Consider the following 19,346-nt stretch of genomic DNA (forward strand, 5'->3'; position numbering starts at 1 on the left):
TAAAAGATATATCCTAAATAAAATACGGAGGAGGCAGGATGAGCAACAACATCGGGCGCTGGCTGGACGACAATGTCAGGAAGTACGGAGAGTACAAGCAGTTCATTTTCCTGGGGCCGGAGGGTGAGAAATCGTGGACCAACAAGCAGATACTGGACCAGGCCCGTGCGCTGGCGACGGGCCTGCGCGGGGCAGGCATCAAAAAGGGCGATATCATAGGTTCGGTAATCAGCAATATCCCGGAGATACCCGCGATAATGAACGGCGTCAACCGGATGGGAGCGGCTTACCTGCCCATCATCTACATGCTGACGCCGGCCGAGATCCGGTACATACTGGAGGACTCCGCCTGCAAGGTGGTCATCACGGAGGACGTGCTGCTCCCCAAGGTGCGCGAAGCGGCCGCAGGGCTCAAGAACATTGAGAAAATAATACTCATCGGAAAGGAAAGGGCGACTGATATCCTTCCCTACAGCGATTTGATCAAGCAAGCAGGGAATGCCGATATCACCGATGTGGATAAAGATGACATGGCCATACTCATGTACACCTCGGGCACTACCGGGTTCCCCAAAGGCGTGATGCTGACCCATTATAACTTGGAATCCCAGATGAAGACCGGCACATCGGTTTGGGGGGGCAACCACCTCGAGCCGCTGCTGACCACCATACCTATGAACCATATTTACGGCGTCCTCAGCTGCCTGGAAGGCTATTTCTCCGGGTTTGTCAACATCCTCATGCCGCCTTTCGACCCGAGAAAGGTGCTGGACGCGCTGAAAGAATATCAGGTCAAAGTCATACCGGTCGTACCCACCATGCTGATATTCATGATGATGGTGGCGGACCCCAAGAAGGACGACCTTTCGTTCATGGACCTGCTTATCTGCTCGGGCGGACCCCTCTCCATGGAAACGCTGAAACAATCAGAGACCGTTTTTCACAAGCAGATAACGCAGGGCTACGGTTGCACCGAGGTTGGCGGTTCGATCGCCAGGCAGCGCAGGGATTGGCCGCGCAAACCGGGCAGCGTGGGATTCCCCATGCCCGGCCTGGCGCTCAAGATAGTGGATGATGACGAGAATGAGGTCCCGCGCGGCAACGACGGTGAGATCATCTGTAAGGGTCCGATTGTGACCAGAGGTTACCTCAACAAACCGAAGGAGACAGCCGAGGCCATTAAAAACGGATGGCTTCACACGGGTGACATGGGAAGGATGGATGAAGACGGTGAACTCTACATCACGGGCAGGAAAAAGGACCTCATCATCAAGGGAGGCGAGAATATTGATCCGGGTGTGGCCGAAGGCTGGCTGTTCAAGCACCCGGCCGTGATGGAATGCGCCGTTATCGCCATACCGGACGCGACTTACGGGGAAAACGTGGGCGCGGCGGTGGTCCTCAAGCCGGGCCAGCAGGCGACGGAAGAAGAGTTGCTCAAATACCTGGGCGAGCACCTGCATCACTTCGTAGTCCCTGTCAGAATATTCTTTATGCCGTCGCTGCCCAAGACCGGCCTGGGCAAGATACTCAAAAGGGAGATACGCCGCATTATCAAAGAGCAGATGCAGGCGTGATATAATTCACCGCGGCAACGGGAAAAACGGAGGTGGTTATGGACCTTGCCGATATACTGGCACATCTGTCTGTTCCACGCCCCAACCACAGCGAGGCGCTGGGTGAGACCGCGGCGTATATAAAAGCGCTGCTGTCCTCCTGGGGTGTACCATTTTTCGTTCAGGAATTCACACTTCACCCCTACATGCAATTGCTGCTCGGCATCACCGTACTGCTGCTGGCAATTCTCCTGTTTATCTTCGTGTTCAAAAGGAAACCCCTGGCCGCCCTGATCACGGCGCTTGCCATTCCCCTGGTGCTCATCCTGGAGTTTGAGCTATTCGTACCTGTGGTCACAGCTCTCGTTGCCAAAGGTGGAGAAAACATCATCGTGAACTTTACGGTTCCCAATCCGGCCAGGGAATTGGTCTTCGCCGCCCATTACGACTCCAAGACCGATTTCTGGGACCATATCCAGCGCTCGAAGATATACGCTTTTATCCCGCTGGCCGTTATCATCGGCCTGGCTGTATCCATATTTACTTTTTTCGTTAAACGTTATGCAGCCCTGCGGAAAAAAGCCGTGACGGTGGTTGCACTCGTCCTGGCCGCGGCTGTAGTCGTATACTGGGGACTGATTTTCCTGGGCTTCGGAGGTTACATCTTCATACCGCCCGACCGGCAGAGCTTCGGGTCGGTGGATGACGGAGGCTCGGTGGCGGCGTTGCTGGCCCTATCCAAAGATATACATGACGGAAATGTCGACATTGGAAACAGCAATATCACTATAATCCTTACCTCCGGCGAGGAGGTGAGTTTACAGGGCTCGCACGCTTATATACTCGAACGGTTCGGCAAGGGAAACAAGCCCGCCGTACCCATCAGCCTGGTGAATCTGGAGCTGGCAGGTCAGAACGGGACCATGGTCTACTGGAAAAAGGATGGCCAGTTCTTGATATTTTATGCAGCCGATGCCGGCCTTGCGGACCGGCTGGGTGCTGCCTGGAAAGAGGTGGCCGGCACGGAGATGGAATCGCGGCCGGCGATCACCGACGATGCGCAGCGCTTTATGGCTGCGGGGATACCTGCCATCACAGTGGGCAACTCCGGATTGCCCGGTTTGGGCGAGGGCTCGTTCCACAGCACAGCTGATAACCCGGAACGGCTAAATCAAGATAACCTCAAGCTGGTGATCAAGGCCCTGGAAAATTACATCGAAGGCTACAACAATTATTAAGGATTATTCAAATGAAAAAAAGACGCTTCGCTCGCTTCCTCTACTGGGCCGGCGCGATTATCGCCGGTTTGATCCTCATTCTTGGAATCATCTATCTGGCGCTGCCCAAAGGGCCGAGGGAGACGATGACGTTTAATGATCCGCATAAAGTGGACCGGCCCTCTGTCATCTCGTATAACTACATGGCGGCCACGGGCACGCCGTGGGCCACGCAGGCTGCGCTGCAGGCGATGGAGAACGGCGGTAACGCCGTGGACGGCGCCGTGGCAGCTTTGCTGGCTCTTAATGTAACGTACGGCGAGGCGGCATCCTTCCCGGGCGTGGCCCCCATACTGATATACGATGCGGAGACGAAGACGGTGGAGAGCTACACGGGCGCAGGGACCGCGCCTGCCCGGGCCACCATCGAGCTGTTCACCTCACGCGGATGGAAGACCGTGCCCAAGATGGACATCTGGTCGCAGCTCCTGCCCGCGTCGCCCGACGTGATCGTCTCCATACTGGATAAATACGGCACGAAATCCTTCACGGAATTGAGCGCCCCGGCCATCAAGCTGGCACGCGAGGGATTCCCTGTGCACGATACCATGCTTAAAAACCTGAACCTCAGCCTGATCGAGCGTCTCGGATTCACCGTACTCATGCCGTACAACTCACAGGTATACCTGGGCGGACAGTGGTGGCGTCCGCTTCACCACGGCGAGATATTCCGCCGGCCGGATCTGGCGGATACACTCGAACTAATGGCCAAAGCCGAGCAGGACGTCCTGGCCGCAGGCGGCACGCGCCAGCAGGGGCTGACGGCGGTGCGCGACACATTCTACAAAGGCGAGATAGCGGATAAAATCGTAGCCTTTCACAAGGAAAAGGGCGGCCTTTTCACTTCCGAAGATTTGGCAAACTACCGCGGCCACTGGGAGAAGCCGCTGCAGGGCCGCTTCGGCCCCTATACAATTTACGCCAACCGGACCTGGAACCAGAGCGCGGTGACACCCATGGTATTGCAGATATTGGACGGTATCGACCTTAAGAGCATGGGGCATAATTCACCTCGATACGTCCATACAGTGCTGCAGGCAATTGAATTGTGCATGGCGGACCGCGAGGCCTATTTCGCTGACCCGGAATTCGTTAAAGTGCCCTCCGCAGGATTGCTCGATCCGGGCTACGCGCAGGAGCGACGGCTGCTGATGACGCCGGATGCGGCGTTCGGAAAGATGCCGCCCGCCGGCGATCCCTGGAAATACCAGGGGGAAACTGCGCCGTCCAGCCTTTCCCGTCCCGCCGATACAGTCGCTGCGGAGACGCCAGGCCTTCAATTCGGCAAGGACACCAGTTATATCTGCGTGGTGGACTCCCAGGGCAACGCCGTCTCGTTGACTCCCAGCGACTTCCCGCAGACGCCCATGGTTCCGGGCACCGGTCTGACACTGGGCAACCGCATGAACCAATTCCGCCTGGATCCGCAGCATCCTGATGCCCTCGAGCCGGGCAAGAGGCCGCGCATAACGCCCAACGCCTGCATGGCGCTTAAAGACGGCGAGCTGTTTATGAGCTTCGGCACACCGGGCGGAGACTCGCAGACACAGACCAATGTGCAGGTGTTCTTGAACGTCGTGGTGTTCGGCATGAGCCCCCAGGAGGCCGTAAACGAGCCCCGCTTTCAATCCTTCAACTTCCCCGATTCCTTTGCCCCGCATGTATACAAGCCGGGCACGATCGGCCTCGAGTTGCCCTTATATAACAAGATCGGCAAACAGCTTGAGTCGATGGGATATAAGATTGAGGTTGGCGATACCTGGGACAACAAATACGGAGCGGCGGACGCGATAATCAGAGATCACCAGGTGGGGCAGCTGAGGGGCGGGGCCGATCCCAGGGAAGAGTCCTGGGCGGAAGGCAGATGACCGGTTAGTCCGGGCCTGAAGGAAGTTATTCTTATTGTCCGGCCTTTCCGATCTCTTCTTTGATGACGCTCCAGAGATCGGCGCCTGTCTGCGGCAAATACCAGTCATTGCTCTCGTCCCACTGATTAACCGGGCCCCAGCAGAAAAATGAGATGCCGTCCAGCCCCTCTATCTTACCGGCAGCTTGAATATCCCTGACAACATCAGACGGCGTCGGCCGCTGGAAGATGTCCCCATACTCAAATGCGGCGATAGACATCCATATTTCGGTCTGAGGCGACCTCTGCTTGATTTCCGTCACGCAGCGCTGTCCCGCGTCTTCTATGACGCCCGGCCACTGCAGTTTGCCATGATAAAGATAGTTTGAATAGAGGTTCAAAGAGATTATGTCCGGTATTTGCTCATCCAGCAGGGATTGGATCAACGCTGTCATGTCGTTGGAATCCCATTCATACATCCTGACATGAATCGGCCGTGTATTGTCTACCTGGAGCACATCGGCCCTGGCCTGCCTGATCTGTTCGATGGTGATCCTGCTCTGCGGCCAGTCCGAGTTCTCCGCATGAGCGCCGCTGGGCAGATTCTCGCCGAACTCGTTGCATATGTCCCAGGCATATACGGCGGGATGGTCTTTCAGCGCTTTTACCCAGTTCTGCACGCGTTCCTTCTGCCAGACCGGCCTCTTGCCGGCGGGCAATTGTTCCCAATCGCCACCGGTAAAACCCCAGGCGGTGTAGCTGAATCCCCCGTCCATCACGACCTTCATTCCGGCGGCCCGGGCCTGGTCCAGAAATCTCCTGACCTGCTCGACATCCTGCTCCATGCCCCACTCGGTCGACAGTATCTCAATCCCCGCTTTCTTCATATCTTCGAAATCGGACTGAGGGAGATCGATGCCCACACCCTTCATGCTGTATACAATTCTTTTTTCAGACGGCACATCAGGCTCCTGACATGCCGGCAGGCAACCGAGAAAACACAGGCCAGCAACAACCAATATCAATAAATGCTCAGGTCGCATCCCGCTGCCCCCCTTTAATTCAGACTATATATTGATGATAGGTTAATTAAGTTCGGGAGTAAAGCTCCACCCTCATCGCCGATAGAGGCTTGACAGTAATTAAACATCTGTATTAAACTTTTGTATCAATCATTTGTTTTAATTTGAAGGAGGTTGTACGTGAAGAAAAAGGGTGGCGCTTCCAGGGCATTTAGAATCGTACTGATCGTGGTTATGGTGGTTATCGTGTTAATCGCGGGAGGTGGTTACGCCTGCTACTATTCCATCATCCATAATCCGTTTCCGCAGATAGACGGTCAGCTGAAAACCGCAGGACTCAAGGACAGGGTCGAGGTAATTCGCGATTCCTATGGTGTACCTCATATCTATGCCGGAAATATGCACGACCTGTTTTTTGCACAGGGCTATGTGCAGGCCCAGGACCGCTGGTGGCAGATGGAGTTCTACCGCAAGACCTGCGGCGGTCGCATCGAGGAGCTAACCGGCAAGAAGCCTGCGCTGATCAATACAGATGTCTATCTGCGCACGCTCGGTCTCTACGAAGCCACACAAAAGGACTATAACGGTTTCACACCTGAGGAGCGCTCCACCTTCGATGACTTCGCAGAGGGCGTTAATGCCTATATATCGGGACGCTCGCCCCAGCAGCTTTCCGTCAACTATACTGTGCTGGGCCTGACTGGTGTGAAGTTCAATGTCGAACCCTGGACCGCCGTCGACTCGCTGGCGTTCACCAGGCTGATGGCACTCGACCTGGGCCTTTCACGCGACCTGGAACTGACCAGGGCCAAGCTCTATGACCGGTTGGGCGCTGAGATGGCGGAGAAGTGGGTGGTCCCACCCTGGCCGCACGGGCAAAGGCCCACCATACTTTCGAACGAGGATGTGAAGCAAACTTTCTCGGTAGATGAAACTGCGCTGCAATCAGACTCGGATTCAGTTTTGCTCAACGGCAGGGTACCGGCAATCATGCCCGATATCAGTGATGCGACTCCCGACTCATTGCTCATACGGGAGCCGAACGAGGGAATAGGCAGCAACTCCTGGCTGGCGTCCGGCAATATGACGGCCAGTGGCAAGGCGCTTCTGGCCAATGACATACATCTCGGTATACTGCAGCCTTCCATTTTTTACGAGGTCAACCTTCACTGCGCTGATGACGGAACAGGCCGGCCTTTCAATGCCGGGGGATTCAGCTTCGCCTCATTCCCGGGTATCATAGCCGGCCACAACGATGATATCGCCTGGGGGGTCACCAGCGTCATGCCGGATGTAAACGACTATTACCAAATAAAGATCAATCCCTCTAACCCATTGCAATACGAGTGGAACGGCAAATGGCGCGACATGACAGTTCGCGAAGAAGTCATCAGCTTCGGAGACGGCAAACCGCCTGTCACTGTTCAAGTCAGATTGACCCACCTGGGCCCTATCGTCAATGAAAACCGCTTCAATGCCGGGACCGGCGAATCGGCCGGTTACAACAACAAGGATGCTCTGGCGGTGCACTGGACAGGGCTGGAGCCGAGTACTATAGCCTTATCTGTAGTCAAGTTGAACAAAGCCCGCAACTGGGATGAGTTCCGCGATGCGCTCAGGTACTGGGACACGCCGTCGCAAAACCTGATCTATGCCGACAGGCAGGGTAACATCGGCCTACAGATGCCGGGCAGGGTGCCTGTCCGCGCCACTTATCACACGGGACAGGTGCCCGTGCCGGGCTGGACCGATGAGTATGAATGGAAGGGCTATGTGCCCTACGAGCTGATGCCGCGCGTTTACAATCCGGCGCGCAGCTATATGGCGGTCTGCAACCAGGAGGAGGCTCCTCCAGAATATTACGCGATGCTTGATAGGCAACTGGGACCCGACGTCAACGCCAACTTCGGCAGCAAGTACAACAAGTGGTTTTACGGCTACAGGGCACAACGGGCTACCGACCTGCTCAAACAGTTTGCCCCCAATACCGTCCTTACCTGCCAGACCATGCAGGGAGATAACCTCAATCTGCCGGCCGGACAGATATTGCCAGCGCTGGCTGGTTTGAAATTCAGCAATCAGGAACTGGCCGACGCCCGCGACTGGCTGCTCAAATGGGACTATGTCTGCTCTGCGGAAAGCGCACAGGCCGCGCTTTACAACGAATTCGTCATGCGATTGATGTACAACACCTTTCAGGCGGAGCTCGAAGGCATAGCGAAGACCGATGCCGCCGACAGGGAATATTATGCCATCAATCTGCTGCTTAAGAGCCCGGATGATGCCTGGTGGGATGACCCGACCACCAAAGATACAAAGGAGACGCGTGACGATATACTGGTTAAATCGTTCGAAGAGGGTTATGCCGCCGCTTCGGCTGCCATGGGCGAGGACCGCAGCCGGTGGAAGTGGGGCGATATTCACAGGACAACCTTCGTCAGCAATCCGCTGGGCGCCAGCGGCATTGGATTGATCGAATCGCTGGTCAACCAGGGACCGTTATCGAATTCCGGCACTATCGAGTGTTTAAACAACACCGTATGGTACGCCGGTAACGGCAATTTCAATACCAAACACGGAGCGGCCATGCGAATGATCGTCGACCTGACCGATTTCGATAAAAGCACCGCCATCAATTCCACCGGCCAGAGCGGACATCCGGGCAATCCCTGGTACGGCGACCAGAACATGCTCTGGGCTAAAATGGTGTATCTACCCATGCTTTGGTCTCGCCAGCAGGTGGAGCCGAACGCCGCGCACACGCTCATACTCAGTCCTTAAACTGCGTCGTCGGGTGAGCCACTGTCACTTGAAATATGTCGGTGGCTCACGCTTATAAAATAAGATTAAATTTTCCAGAAACAACATAGCATCAGGTTCACAGGAAGTAGTAGAATTACTGCCGGGACGGATAAATTATTTATGAGCGCCAGAGACTCCAGGAAAAAGAGTCACATAATCGATACTGTGCTCAGTATGATCAGTGAAGGCGGCGATCATAAATTCACCACCAGGGAGATAGCGGCCAGGGCGAAAGTTAACATCGCCGCCATAAATTATTACTTCGGATCTAAGGATGACCTGATCAAACTGGCTGAGGAAGACTATTTTAGCAGAATCGCCGAAGTACACATGGCATCCATCAAGACAGGGAAAAATGTGGAAGCGATTCTTTTGAACTATTGCATGAGGTACTCGGAATTCGTGCTTGCCAACCCCGGTTTGCAGAGGAACATGATGAGCCGCCTTATCTCGGATAGGCAGCCTAGACCGGAAATCAGCTTGGCACTGCAAAATAACGTTATGCGCATCAAGAAAGTAATCAAGGAAAGGCTAAGCCATCTTGATGACAAGGCGCTTAATCATATCTCGGTTATATTCCTTTCTGCCGTCTTCTATCCCATTCTGCTGACTCAATATGAATCCGAGTTAAACATCGATCTTGAATATAAAGATAGAGAAAAACTCAGGGCTTATTACAGGACGCTGATTAACTGCATCCTGCATTGTGCTTGAAGCCGACATAGCCGGACGATATGCAAGATCTGATTAGTCCGGTATACTGGCGGAACTTTGTTAACTCAGTTCCTGGTCAGCAGATTGATGATATCTTACATCCGCATTCATCCCACGCATTGGAGACTTCTCCCAATAATAGGTAAAATGGATTGATATATTCATCCGACCTTAACCGCCCTGCAGACAGGCATATCTCAAGATGTCAATATGGATAAAAAGGCTAAAATATCAAAAGAGCGCAAACCGTTAGCAGTTGTCGAACGCCTGTTGAAGATTCGGATGACCAGTGATGGCGCAGATGCGACGCTGCAGCAGGCGCTGGACTATCTTATTGGCAAATTGGGGATTGCAGATGCGGGGACAGTATGGAGATATGAATCTTCGAACAACCGCCTGATCATGACGGCTTCCTCCGGTACTGATATCAAGACGTCACAGCAGGTTCGATTAAATCCAAACACAGGAATAATCGGCAGGGTATTTCAGAGAGGGCAACGCGAGGTCTTTACAATTGATAAAGCCATGGTTGATGATGCAGATACCACTAAAAAAGTCCTCGGAATTCAAATAGCCGGCCTGGCTTCTCCGGCAGCCGCTGTTTGCGTACCATTGAATGCCGATTCCATTCGATATGGTGCCCTGTTGTTGTTGAGCCTGGGGGATGAGGCTGCATTTACGCAAAAGGATATTCTGTTTTTCCAAATTGTAGCTGATCTGCTGGCTATATTTATTAAATTGGATGCCATGGATAAAACCATAAAAGAAATGGAGGTTATCGGCAATAACGAGAAGTACAAGGCCGGGATTGTATCCACACTGGCCCATGAAATGCGAACCCCTTTGACATCGATCAAAGGTTTCTCCACTGCATTGCTGATGAAAGAGGTCACTTACAGTTCCGAAAAGCAGCGAGAATTTTTAGAGATTATCGACCGGGAATGCGATATCCTTGAAGACCTGATTACCGATCATCTGGAATCGTCTGTCATCGACGCGGGAATGATGAAGATCGATCTGCAGCCGGTCAGATTACGCCGGTTAGCGGAGATAGCCGCAGACGACGTGGGCCGCCGTTTTCCCAAACATTCCTTGCTAATTGATTTTGCCGACAACTTCCCATTGGTTGATGCCGATCCCGAGCGTATTCTTCAGGTCTTCCGACAACTGCTGGACAATGCGGCAAAATACTCACCCGATGGTGGATTGATCGTTTTGCAGGGATTAATATCAGACGAAAAAGCTTTCATCAGTGTCTCTGATGAAGGGGTTGGCATTGCGCCAGAAGACCTCAATCACCTGTTTGACCGGTTTTTTCGCGCCAGGGCCAATGCAGGTGAATCGATTACAGGTACAGGATTGGGTTTGCCCATCAGCCGTGCGATCATCGAGGCGCATGGAGGACGCATCTGGGCAGAGAGCCAACTGGGACAGGGTAGTAAATTTTGCATTAGTTTGCCGTTAAAAGGTCTGAGCCAGGATATGGCAGATTAATTAAAGGACATGCCGATAAAAGAGAAAATCCTGATTATTGAAGATCAACCGCAGGTTATTCGGTTAGTCTCCGAAGTATTGCGGGCAGTTGGTTACGAAGTAACCGCTTCAATCAGCAGCGAGGTCGCTACTGAAATGATAGCTACGGAACGGCCTGCTCTTATACTGCTTGATATCATGTTTCCCCGGGGACCTGACGGCTATGAGCTGTGCAGGAGGATCCGCGAGTACACAGATATACCTGTAATCATGCTAACGGCAAAGGCACGAGAAAACGACATTTTACGCGGCTTTGATGCAGGAGCCGACGATTATCTGACAAAGCCTTTTAATGCCAGGGAATTGGTGGCACGAGTGCGATCAGTTTTACGGCGGGCTCGTCATTCCGATGAGATAATCACTGCATCCTTCGAATGCAGGGGCCTTGTAATCAATTTCGCCCGTCACAGTGTCGCAGTCGATGGAAAGAAGATAAACCTGACCAGGACCGAATATTCTCTCCTACGACAACTTGCTCTAAACCCCAACGAGGTCATATTGCATCAAGATCTGCTAAATGCAGTGTGGGGAGAAGATTACAGGGATGATATCGATTATTTGCGGGCTTATATTCGCTATCTGAGGCTGAAATTGGAAAAAGATCCCTCCAACCCGGAATATATTATCACTTCACCCGGTATCGGTTATATGCTGGCCTGCGATAGGTAAAGACAACATAACAACATAACTACTTAACCCGCAATCCAGTCCCCCCACGGTTCTGTGCCACCAATTCAGGCATCTCCATGAGATATCTCTCTATTTTTCATCATTTTTTCATTAAATCGGGTGCGTTTTATATTAATTTTTAATGGGTTGAGGATTATGATGATGATACCTCTTATTAATGTGGGCTTCTCGTAGAAAAAATAAACATGGGATGAAACGAGGTAAGTAAGGTGTTAAATAAAAAACAAGGTAAGCAAAATAATCCAGAACTTACGACGTCTTCACCGCGCAGAGTAGATCTTTTGGATACGGTTGATTCAGTAGTTAACAAGGCGCTGACTATCTCTGCAGATAAAATGCACGTGGGCAATATCCAAGCATTGATAGAGTGTTTAAAGAAGGGCGATCCCATAGCATGCAGCTATTGCCACTATAACATTGCAAAGGAATTAGGAAAAATCCTCGGTATATGGGATAAAGATATTAGAGCTGTTTATGCCTACGGTTACGATGATAATACAACAGCGGAGGGGTGTTGCGAAGATGTATCACCATCCTCTCTCATTCATATGATTATCTGGGCAGGGCGCAAGACGAATGCCCTGAAAGCGCTGATAGAGTCTATAGACCGCGCAATGGTGCAGGTTCATCGCCGTTTGTTAGGCCTCAAAGACATTGAACATGTGCTGGATATTCAGGTGATCGATGATGACGATGTGAAGAACCGTAAGGGCTATGCAGCGCTTTTACAATCCATATACCAGACACCTGTTAAGGTATGGGGAGGCAACATGAGTGGCTGATGCTCCCCAAGCTAACAGGTGTTTAGGAAAGATGCTTAATCGCACAAGGATTATCACCTCGCAGGACGGCATATTTAACCATCCGTAATGACAATTACCGCCTTTGTAAAGGAGCCATATGTATGCAAGTATGTGATAAGGAAGAAAAAGGTAACCTGCTTTCACTATTACGGGAGGTTCAGGAAGAATACGGATACCTGCCCGAAGAAAAACTGAGGGAAATTGCCACAGGGATCGGACGTACGCTTATTGACGTATACAGCGTGGCAACTTTTTATAAGTCTTTCAGCCTCACACCCAGAGGGCGGCATCATGTTAAAGTGTGCCTCGGCACCGCCTGCCATGTCAGAAGTTCCAACAGGGTCCTCGATGCAACCAGGGACAAGCTGGGCATACAGCCCGGAGAGACAAGTGAAAACGGAGAGTTTTCACTGGAGACCGTAATGTGCCTCGGTTGCTGTGCCATCGGGCCCGTCATGGTTATAGATAACAAGTACCACGGACAGATGTCGCCGGCGAAAGTGGAGGCCGTGCTGAAAAGGCAGAGTGAGAAGTGATGACTATTAAAAGTGAGGTGAAGCAAATCCAGACTGCCGGTGACCTGGAAAACCTGCGGCGGATAATAAGCGAGGGCAAGTTGTCACAGCTTTCATGCATTTCTCTATGCGCTGGTACCGGTTGCCGTGCTGCAGGAAGCGAGGAAGTGAGGGATGCATTTATCAAAGAAATTGAAAGTCAGGGGCTGAAAGTCGAACTGCAAGTAAAGGAAACCGGCTGTCATGGTTTTTGCGAACGCGGACCGATTGTAGTAATTCATCCAAAGAAGATCTTCTATCAAAAGGTAAAACCGGAGGATGTCCCTGAGATAATCAAGGAGACGGTGCTCAAAGGTAATGTTATTGAGCGTTTGCTCTATGTGGATCCCCTCACAGATGAGCAAATTGTCTATGAGCCGGATGTGCCTTTCTATAAGAAGCAGAACCGGATTATTTTGGGTGCCAATGGGGATATCGATCCGGCGAAGATCGAAGACTATTTGGCCGTCGCAGGGTATTCGGCGCTCCCCAAGGTCCTTCTAAAGATGTCGCCGGAAGAAGTGATTGATGAGATCAAAATGTCCGGTTTGCGCGGGCGTGGAGGTGCAGGTTTTTCAACAGGAAGTAAGTGGGAGCTCTGCCGCAAGGCGCAGGGAGATGTGAAGTACGTGATCTGCAATGCAGATGAGGGTGATCCAGGTGCATATATGAATCGCAGCCTCCTGGAGGGAAATCCCCACAGCGTGATCGAGGGAATGATCATCGGCGGTTATGCCATGGGTGCCAATGAAGGCATAATCTACGTGCGTGATGAGTACCCGCTGGCTGTGAATCACTGTAAACTGGCCATCGAGAGGGCGAAAGAATTCGGGTTGCTGGGCAATAACATATTGGGCTCGGGATTCGACTTCGATATCACTCTCTCAATGGGCGCGGGAGCATTTGTCTGTGGAGAAGAGACAGCCCTGATAGCTTCAATTGAAGGAGCAAGAGGAACGCCCAGGCAAAGGCCGCCTTTCCCGGCTCAGAAAGGCCTGTGGAACAAGCCTACAAATATCAACAACGTTGAGACATGGGCTAATGTTCCGCTGATAATTAATAAGGGGGCTAAATGGTTTTCAGGCATCGGCTCTGAAAAAAGCAAGGGCACCAAGGTGTTTTCCCTGGTGGGAAAGATAAATAACACGGGACTGGTTGAGGTCCCGCTGGGAACAACTCTCCGCAAAATTATCTACGACATCGGAGGAGGTATACCCGGCAACAGGCAATTCAAGGCAGTCCAGACGGGAGGTCCTTCGGGCGGCTGTATACCCCTTTCACTGCTCGACCTGCCAATCGACTATGAAAGCCTGAAAAAAGCAGGGTCCATCATGGGTTCGGGAGGAATGATAGTGATGGATGAGAATACCTGCATGGTGGATATTGCCCGCTATTACACGGCTTTTCTCAACGATGAGTCCTGTGGCAAATGCCTTTCATGCCGTAAGGGCACACAGAGAATGCAGGAGATATTGACAGATATTACGCAGGGGAAAGGCAGGGAAGGCGATATCGAGTTGCTGGAAGAACTGGCATCCGCTGTCAGAGACGTGTCGATGTGCGGCCTCGGACAAACTGCCGGCAATCCGGTCCTGGCTACCATACGTTACTTCAGAGAAGAGTACGAAGAGCATATCAGGAAGCACCACTGCCGGGCGGGAGTATGCAAGGCTCTGGTCAAATCGCCCTGCCAGAATGCCTGCCCGGCCGGGATAGATGTCCCGCGCTATATCCGTCTGCTTAATGATGGCAACCCCGGCAAAGCGGTGGCCGTAATCCGCGAAAAGGTGCCCTTCCCGGCAGTGCTGGGTTATGTTTGCCTGCACTTTTGTGAGCGGAAATGCAGGAGGGGCGAAGTCGATGAAGCAATGGCGATAAAAATGCTCAAGCGCTTTGCAGCCGATCATGATGACGGGTCTTGGAAAAATAACTGCAGAAACCTGCCGGCTACGGGGAAAAAAGTTGCCGTGGTTGGCTCAGGGCCAGCAGGTCTCACCACCGCCTACTATTTAGCCAGGCTGGGACATCGAGTAACAGCTTTTGAAGCCGAACCGGTAACCGGCGGCATGATGCGCCTGGGAATACCCGCATTCAGGTTGCCCAGGCAGGTCCTTGACGGCGAAATTGATGAAATTAAAGCGGTTGGTGTTGATATCAGGGTAAACAGCAGAATTGAGTCGTTGGATGACCTGTTCAACCAGGGTTATGATGCGATTTTTACAGGAATCGGCGCCTACCTCAGTAGAGATATGGAGATAGATGGTGAGGATGATGCTTCCGTACTGAACGGCATCGATTTTCTCAGGGACGTCAACCTGGGCGTAAAAATGAGCCTTGGTAACAGAGTCCTGGTAGTGGGAGGAGGCAATGCGGCCATAGATTCTGCACGGACTGCACTGCGGCTGGGAGTTCAAGAGGTTGCCATTGCTTACCGCCGCACCTATGCGGCTATGCCTGCCAGCCCTGAAGAAGTCAAGGAGGCAATTGAAGAGGGAGTAAAGCTGGATTTCCTGGTTACGCCCGTCAAAATATCCAGGGTTAACGGCAGGTTGAAGGTTCAGTTTGTGCGGATGGAGTTGGGGAATATGGATGATAGCGGACGCCGGCAACCTGTCCCTATCAAGGGGAGTGAGTTTACCGGCGAATACGATACCGTCATTAAAAATATAGGTGACCGCCCTGTAGTTCCGGGCGGTTACGGTCTATCACTGGGGAAAACAGGTGAAATTATTGTTGATCCTGACACGATGGCAACTTCAAGAAAAGGCGTCTATGCCGGGGGCGATGTTATCAGCGGGCCGGCATCGGTTATTGAAGCCATTGCCGCAGGACGAAAAGCCGCTGTTTCAATAGACAGGTATCTCGGCGGCATGGGTAACATTGATGAAAGGCTGGCGCCACCGGAGGAAATTAAACCTTTCGCTGTCGAAGAAGGAGAGAGACGCCGCCTGTCATTCTCAATGTTGCCGCCGGACAAGCGCAATTCATTCGACCTGGTCGAGATCGGTTATGACCAAGACCAGGCGGTGGAAGAATCTAAACGCTGTTTGAGATGTGACCTGGAGAATCACTAAACCACTGAAGGCGGAGGTGATATATATCAATGATAACACTTAGATTGAATGGCGCCGACGTTCGAGCCGAAGACTGGTGGAGCGTTCTGGAAACCGCACAATTCTACGGAATCGAGATACCCACCCTGTGTCACCACGAAGGGCTGTCACCCTGGGGAGGATGCCGCCTTTGCATTGTTGAGATAGGGGAAGGTGATAACACCAGGCTGGTAAGTTCCTGCACATATCCGGCCACCGAAGGGCTCACAGTCAGGACCCACTCCAGGAAGGTAATAGCCGCCAGGAAGATGCTGGTTGAGCTGTTGTTATCAACATGCCCCAGTTCGAAAACAATCCAGGACCTCGCATCATCCCTGGGTGTGCAAAAAGTAAGGTTCAAAGTGGAACATGAGGACTGCGTTTATTGCGGCCTGTGTGTAAGGATGTGCGCAGAGCAGATGAACGGCAGGGCGATAGGTTTCGTCAACAGGGGAGGCAAACTCCGGATAACAACACCTTTCGACCGTCGGTCCGATGTTTGCCGTCTCTGCGGGGCCTGCATGTATATCTGTCCGGCATGCCAGCTCCGGTGCCAGGGCCCGGATGCGCCAGGTGTAATCTGCGGGAGTTGCCTCCAGCTTCAACCTACCTGCACTGAGTACTACCCCGACCAGATGTGTTACATGGGGGCCGCAGGCGATTGCGGCACATGTGTAAGAGAAGCCGGCAAAGGCTGAATATACAAAATGAAACTTATTTTTAATAAGGAGAAGAGGCAATGTCTATATCAAGGATAAACGCAACTGCGGCTACACTTACAAAAAACAGGACTGAAGGTTCTATCAGCTCGATAAGCGGGATGTGCGTTACCTGTGTCGACGGCTGCATAGGTATGTGCGAAATCGGCAAATCGGCTTACCGCGGGTCGGAAGCCCTATATCCTCAGCCTTTCGGCATCATTACTACAGGGGCAGAAAAGGATTATCCCATAGACCTGTCCCATTTCTCTATCCTGGGGACCGTGATAGGAGCGCACGGCATTGAAGCAACATCCGAAAAGGCTATCTTTGCCAATGTAAAGCTGGATAATAAGCTGGGGCGTGATAAAGGGATCAAGACCAGGATGCCTGTTATCGTGGGCGCCATGGGCTCAACGGCCATTGCACAGAATAACTGGGAAGGCCTGGCAATAGGTGCTGCCTTAACAGGCATACCCCTCACTGTAGGAGAAAACGTATGCGGAATGGATCCTAAAGCAGAACTGGACAGGGGGCGGGTGGTCAACTCTCCCGAGCTTGAGCGCAGAATAAAACTGTACCGTGACTGGCAACAGGACGGCTACGGAACCGTCATTATCCAGGCCAACATAGAAGACACCATGCTGGGCGTGCAAGAATATGCAATATCCAAACTGGGTATTGAAAATGTTGAGCTCAAGTGGGGCCAGGGGGCCAAGGACATCGGCGGTGAAGTCAAAATCGATAATATTAATAAAGCGCGCATGCTAAAGCAGCGGGGATACATTCTGCTACCCGATCCCGATGATGAAACAGTTGCCAGGTCATTCGAACAGGGCAGGTTCAAGGAATTTGAACGACATTCAAGGGTGGGCATGGTAGATGAGGGATCATTCCTTAAAAGGATTGAAGAGCTGCGCAAGGCCGGTGCAAAGCACATATCGCTGAAGACCGGTGCCTACAGGCCGGCAGACCTGGCAAGGGCACTAAAATTTGCCTCAAAAGCTAAGATCGACCTGCTGACGGTTGACGGCGCAGGCGGCGGTACAGGCATGAGCCCATGGAGGATGATGAATGAATGGGGTATCCCGGGAGTACCGCTGTGGTCAATGTTTTACAGGTATGCGGATAAGCTCGCCCGGAAGAAAGAGTACGTACCTGACCTTGCCATAGCCGGCGGATTTGTCTTTGAGGACCAGATATTCAAGGGGCTGGCGCTGGGCGCCCCGTATGTGAAGTATATAACCATGGCCAGGTCGCCGCTGGCGGCTGCCATGGTTGGCAAGACCATCGGCAAGAGAATGGATGAAAGGCAGGTGCCGGTATATATCGAACGATTCGGTACAACCCCGGAGGAGGTGTTTATCACTTCGGCAGAACTTAAGCAGAAATTCGGCAGTCAATTTGAAAAAATACCGACAGGCGCACTGGGCTTCTACACATATATGGAGAGACTCAACCAGGGCCTTCGCCAGTTGATGGCAGGGGCACGCAAATTCTCCCTTGAACACATCAGCAGGGATGATATCACCGCACTGACGGAAGAGGCGGCTAAAGTCAGTGGTATATGTTTTGTAAATGAGCTCGATAAAGAAGAAGCAACTAAAATCCTGGATTCATAGCAGAGCAATGCTGTAATTCAATGAAATCATGACATTCGAAAGTCAGGACGTAGAGCGCAAAACCAATTCCATACTCAGGGTGCTTGCCGGATCTTCAGATCCCCTGGGATCCATCGTAATAGCCAGAAAGCTGAAAGATCTCGGAGTCGACCTGGGTGAGCGCGCCATACGCTACCATCTCAAGCTTCTGGATCAACAGGGCCTGACGCGCCTGGCCGGACGGCGTGACGGCCGGGTTATCACATCAATGGGGCACAGGGAGCTTAAATATGGACTGGTTAAGGATAAGGTCGGGTTTGCCATTTCCCGTATAGAGTTGTTGGCTTTCCGGACCACGTTTGACCTTGAAAAGAGGTCCGGTCTGGTTCCGGTCAATGTCTCAATATTCAGGCAACAGGACTTTACGAAAGCGTTACGCTTGATGAAGCCGGTCTTTGATGCGCGCCTCTGTGTCAGCAACCTGGTTATCACCTCCGGCGAGGGTAATCGTATCGGCGACCTTCTGGTGCCGGAAGGGAGAATCGCCATCGGTACGGTTTGCAGCATTGTGGTTAATGGCACATTACTCAAGGCCGGTGTGCCCATGAACTCCAAGTTCGGCGGCCTTCTGCAGATTGAAGACCATAGCCCGGTACGCTTCATTGAGCTCATTCATTATGATGGCTGCTCCCTTGATCCCTCTGAGGTTTTCATCAAGGCCAGGATGACCTCGGTTACCCAGGCTGCAAGGAATGGCAACGGGACCATTCTGGCCAACTTCCGCGAGATACCCGCTCTCTGCCGCCCACTGGCACACGATGTGATCAGCAAATTGGCCAAGGCCGGGATGAACGGTGTCCTCCATGTCGGCAACGTCAGTGAGCCGATCTGCGAATTGCCCATCGAGCTGAACCGGGTGGGCATCATACTCATTGGGGGGCTTAATCCAATTGCAGCCGTTGAAGAAGCAGGCATCGCAGTAGACACACATGCTATGAACACGTTAGTCGAGTACGGCCAACTTATCAGCTTTAAGGAATTGTTTTAACAGAAAGAAGTCACAGGCAATACAAGAATCAGAAAAAACCAGGCCGTGTGACAATCGCCGGCCACCTCAATGATGCTTTATCTGCAGGAACTTAAAACAGCATCTTAAAA

At 52.3% G+C, this 19,346-nt stretch carries 14 protein-coding genes; 13 read left to right on the forward strand and 1 reads right to left on the reverse strand.

Features of this window, described 5'->3' with window-relative positions; genetic code table 11:
* Positions 1-38: 38 nt before the first annotated feature.
* From WC359_09650 to WC359_09660, 3 genes are read left to right on the forward strand one after another with little or no spacing between them, the layout of a single operon-like run.
* Complete coding sequence (locus WC359_09650; GenBank protein ID MFA5400692.1) at positions 39-1,577, forward strand: AMP-binding protein; 1,539 nt, start codon at positions 39-41, stop codon at positions 1,575-1,577.
* 38 nt (positions 1,578-1,615) lie between these two features.
* Positions 1,616-2,794, forward strand: a complete 1,179-nt coding sequence (locus tag WC359_09655; protein ID MFA5400693.1) for a M20/M25/M40 family metallo-hydrolase — start codon at positions 1,616-1,618, stop codon at positions 2,792-2,794.
* Between the two features lie 11 nt (positions 2,795-2,805).
* The gene (locus WC359_09660; protein ID MFA5400694.1) at positions 2,806-4,701 is read left to right on the forward strand and encodes a gamma-glutamyltransferase family protein; all 1,896 of its coding nucleotides are present in this window, start codon (positions 2,806-2,808) and stop codon (positions 4,699-4,701) included.
* 31 nt (positions 4,702-4,732) lie between these two features.
* On the opposite strand, the gene WC359_09665 is transcribed toward WC359_09660, so the two are convergent.
* Positions 4,733-5,641 (reverse strand): hypothetical protein, encoded by a 909-nt coding sequence (locus WC359_09665; GenBank protein MFA5400695.1) that lies wholly within the window; start codon positions 5,639-5,641, stop codon positions 4,733-4,735.
* Between the two features lie 240 nt (positions 5,642-5,881).
* Here WC359_09665 and WC359_09670 point away from each other — a divergent pair, with 240 nt between their 5' ends.
* From WC359_09670 to WC359_09715, 10 genes are all read left to right on the forward strand, one after another.
* Complete coding sequence (locus WC359_09670; protein ID MFA5400696.1) at positions 5,882-8,482, forward strand: penicillin acylase family protein; 2,601 nt, start codon at positions 5,882-5,884, stop codon at positions 8,480-8,482.
* A 141-nt stretch (positions 8,483-8,623) separates the two neighbouring features.
* Complete coding sequence (locus tag WC359_09675; protein ID MFA5400697.1) at positions 8,624-9,217, forward strand: TetR family transcriptional regulator; 594 nt, start codon at positions 8,624-8,626, stop codon at positions 9,215-9,217.
* Between the two features lie 210 nt (positions 9,218-9,427).
* A complete protein-coding gene (locus WC359_09680) occupies positions 9,428-10,711 on the forward strand; it encodes an ATP-binding protein (GenBank protein ID MFA5400698.1) in 1,284 nt (427 codons plus the stop codon).
* 9 nt (positions 10,712-10,720) lie between these two features.
* Positions 10,721-11,419, forward strand: a complete 699-nt coding sequence (locus WC359_09685) for a response regulator transcription factor (protein ID MFA5400699.1) — start codon at positions 10,721-10,723, stop codon at positions 11,417-11,419.
* A 230-nt stretch (positions 11,420-11,649) separates the two neighbouring features.
* Positions 11,650-12,222 (forward strand): hypothetical protein, encoded by a 573-nt coding sequence (locus WC359_09690; protein MFA5400700.1) that lies wholly within the window; start codon positions 11,650-11,652, stop codon positions 12,220-12,222.
* Positions 12,223-12,344: 122 nt separating this feature from the next.
* Positions 12,345-12,779, forward strand: coding sequence for an NAD(P)H-dependent oxidoreductase subunit E (locus WC359_09695; protein ID MFA5400701.1), 435 nt, complete (start codon positions 12,345-12,347; stop codon positions 12,777-12,779).
* Positions 12,779-15,871 (forward strand): NADH-quinone oxidoreductase subunit NuoF, encoded by a 3,093-nt coding sequence (gene nuoF / locus WC359_09700; protein MFA5400702.1) that lies wholly within the window; start codon positions 12,779-12,781, stop codon positions 15,869-15,871. Before WC359_09695 ends, nuoF begins: the two co-directional genes overlap by 1 nt.
* A gap of 29 nt (positions 15,872-15,900) precedes the next feature.
* A complete protein-coding gene (locus WC359_09705) occupies positions 15,901-16,587 on the forward strand; it encodes a 2Fe-2S iron-sulfur cluster-binding protein (GenBank protein MFA5400703.1) in 687 nt (228 codons plus the stop codon).
* A gap of 41 nt (positions 16,588-16,628) precedes the next feature.
* Positions 16,629-18,209 carry an FMN-binding glutamate synthase family protein gene (locus WC359_09710; GenBank protein MFA5400704.1) on the forward strand — a complete coding sequence of 527 codons (1,581 nt, stop codon included), beginning with the start codon at positions 16,629-16,631 and terminating at the stop codon, positions 18,207-18,209.
* 28 nt (positions 18,210-18,237) lie between these two features.
* On the forward strand, positions 18,238-19,236 hold the full coding sequence (locus tag WC359_09715) for an NrpR regulatory domain-containing protein (protein MFA5400705.1): 999 nt from the start codon (positions 18,238-18,240) through the stop codon (positions 19,234-19,236).
* Positions 19,237-19,346 lie beyond the last annotated feature (110 nt).

It is taken from the genome of Dehalococcoidia bacterium, from assembly GCA_041653995.1.
Lineage (GTDB): Bacteria > Chloroflexota > Dehalococcoidia > GIF9 > UBA5629 > CAIMUM01.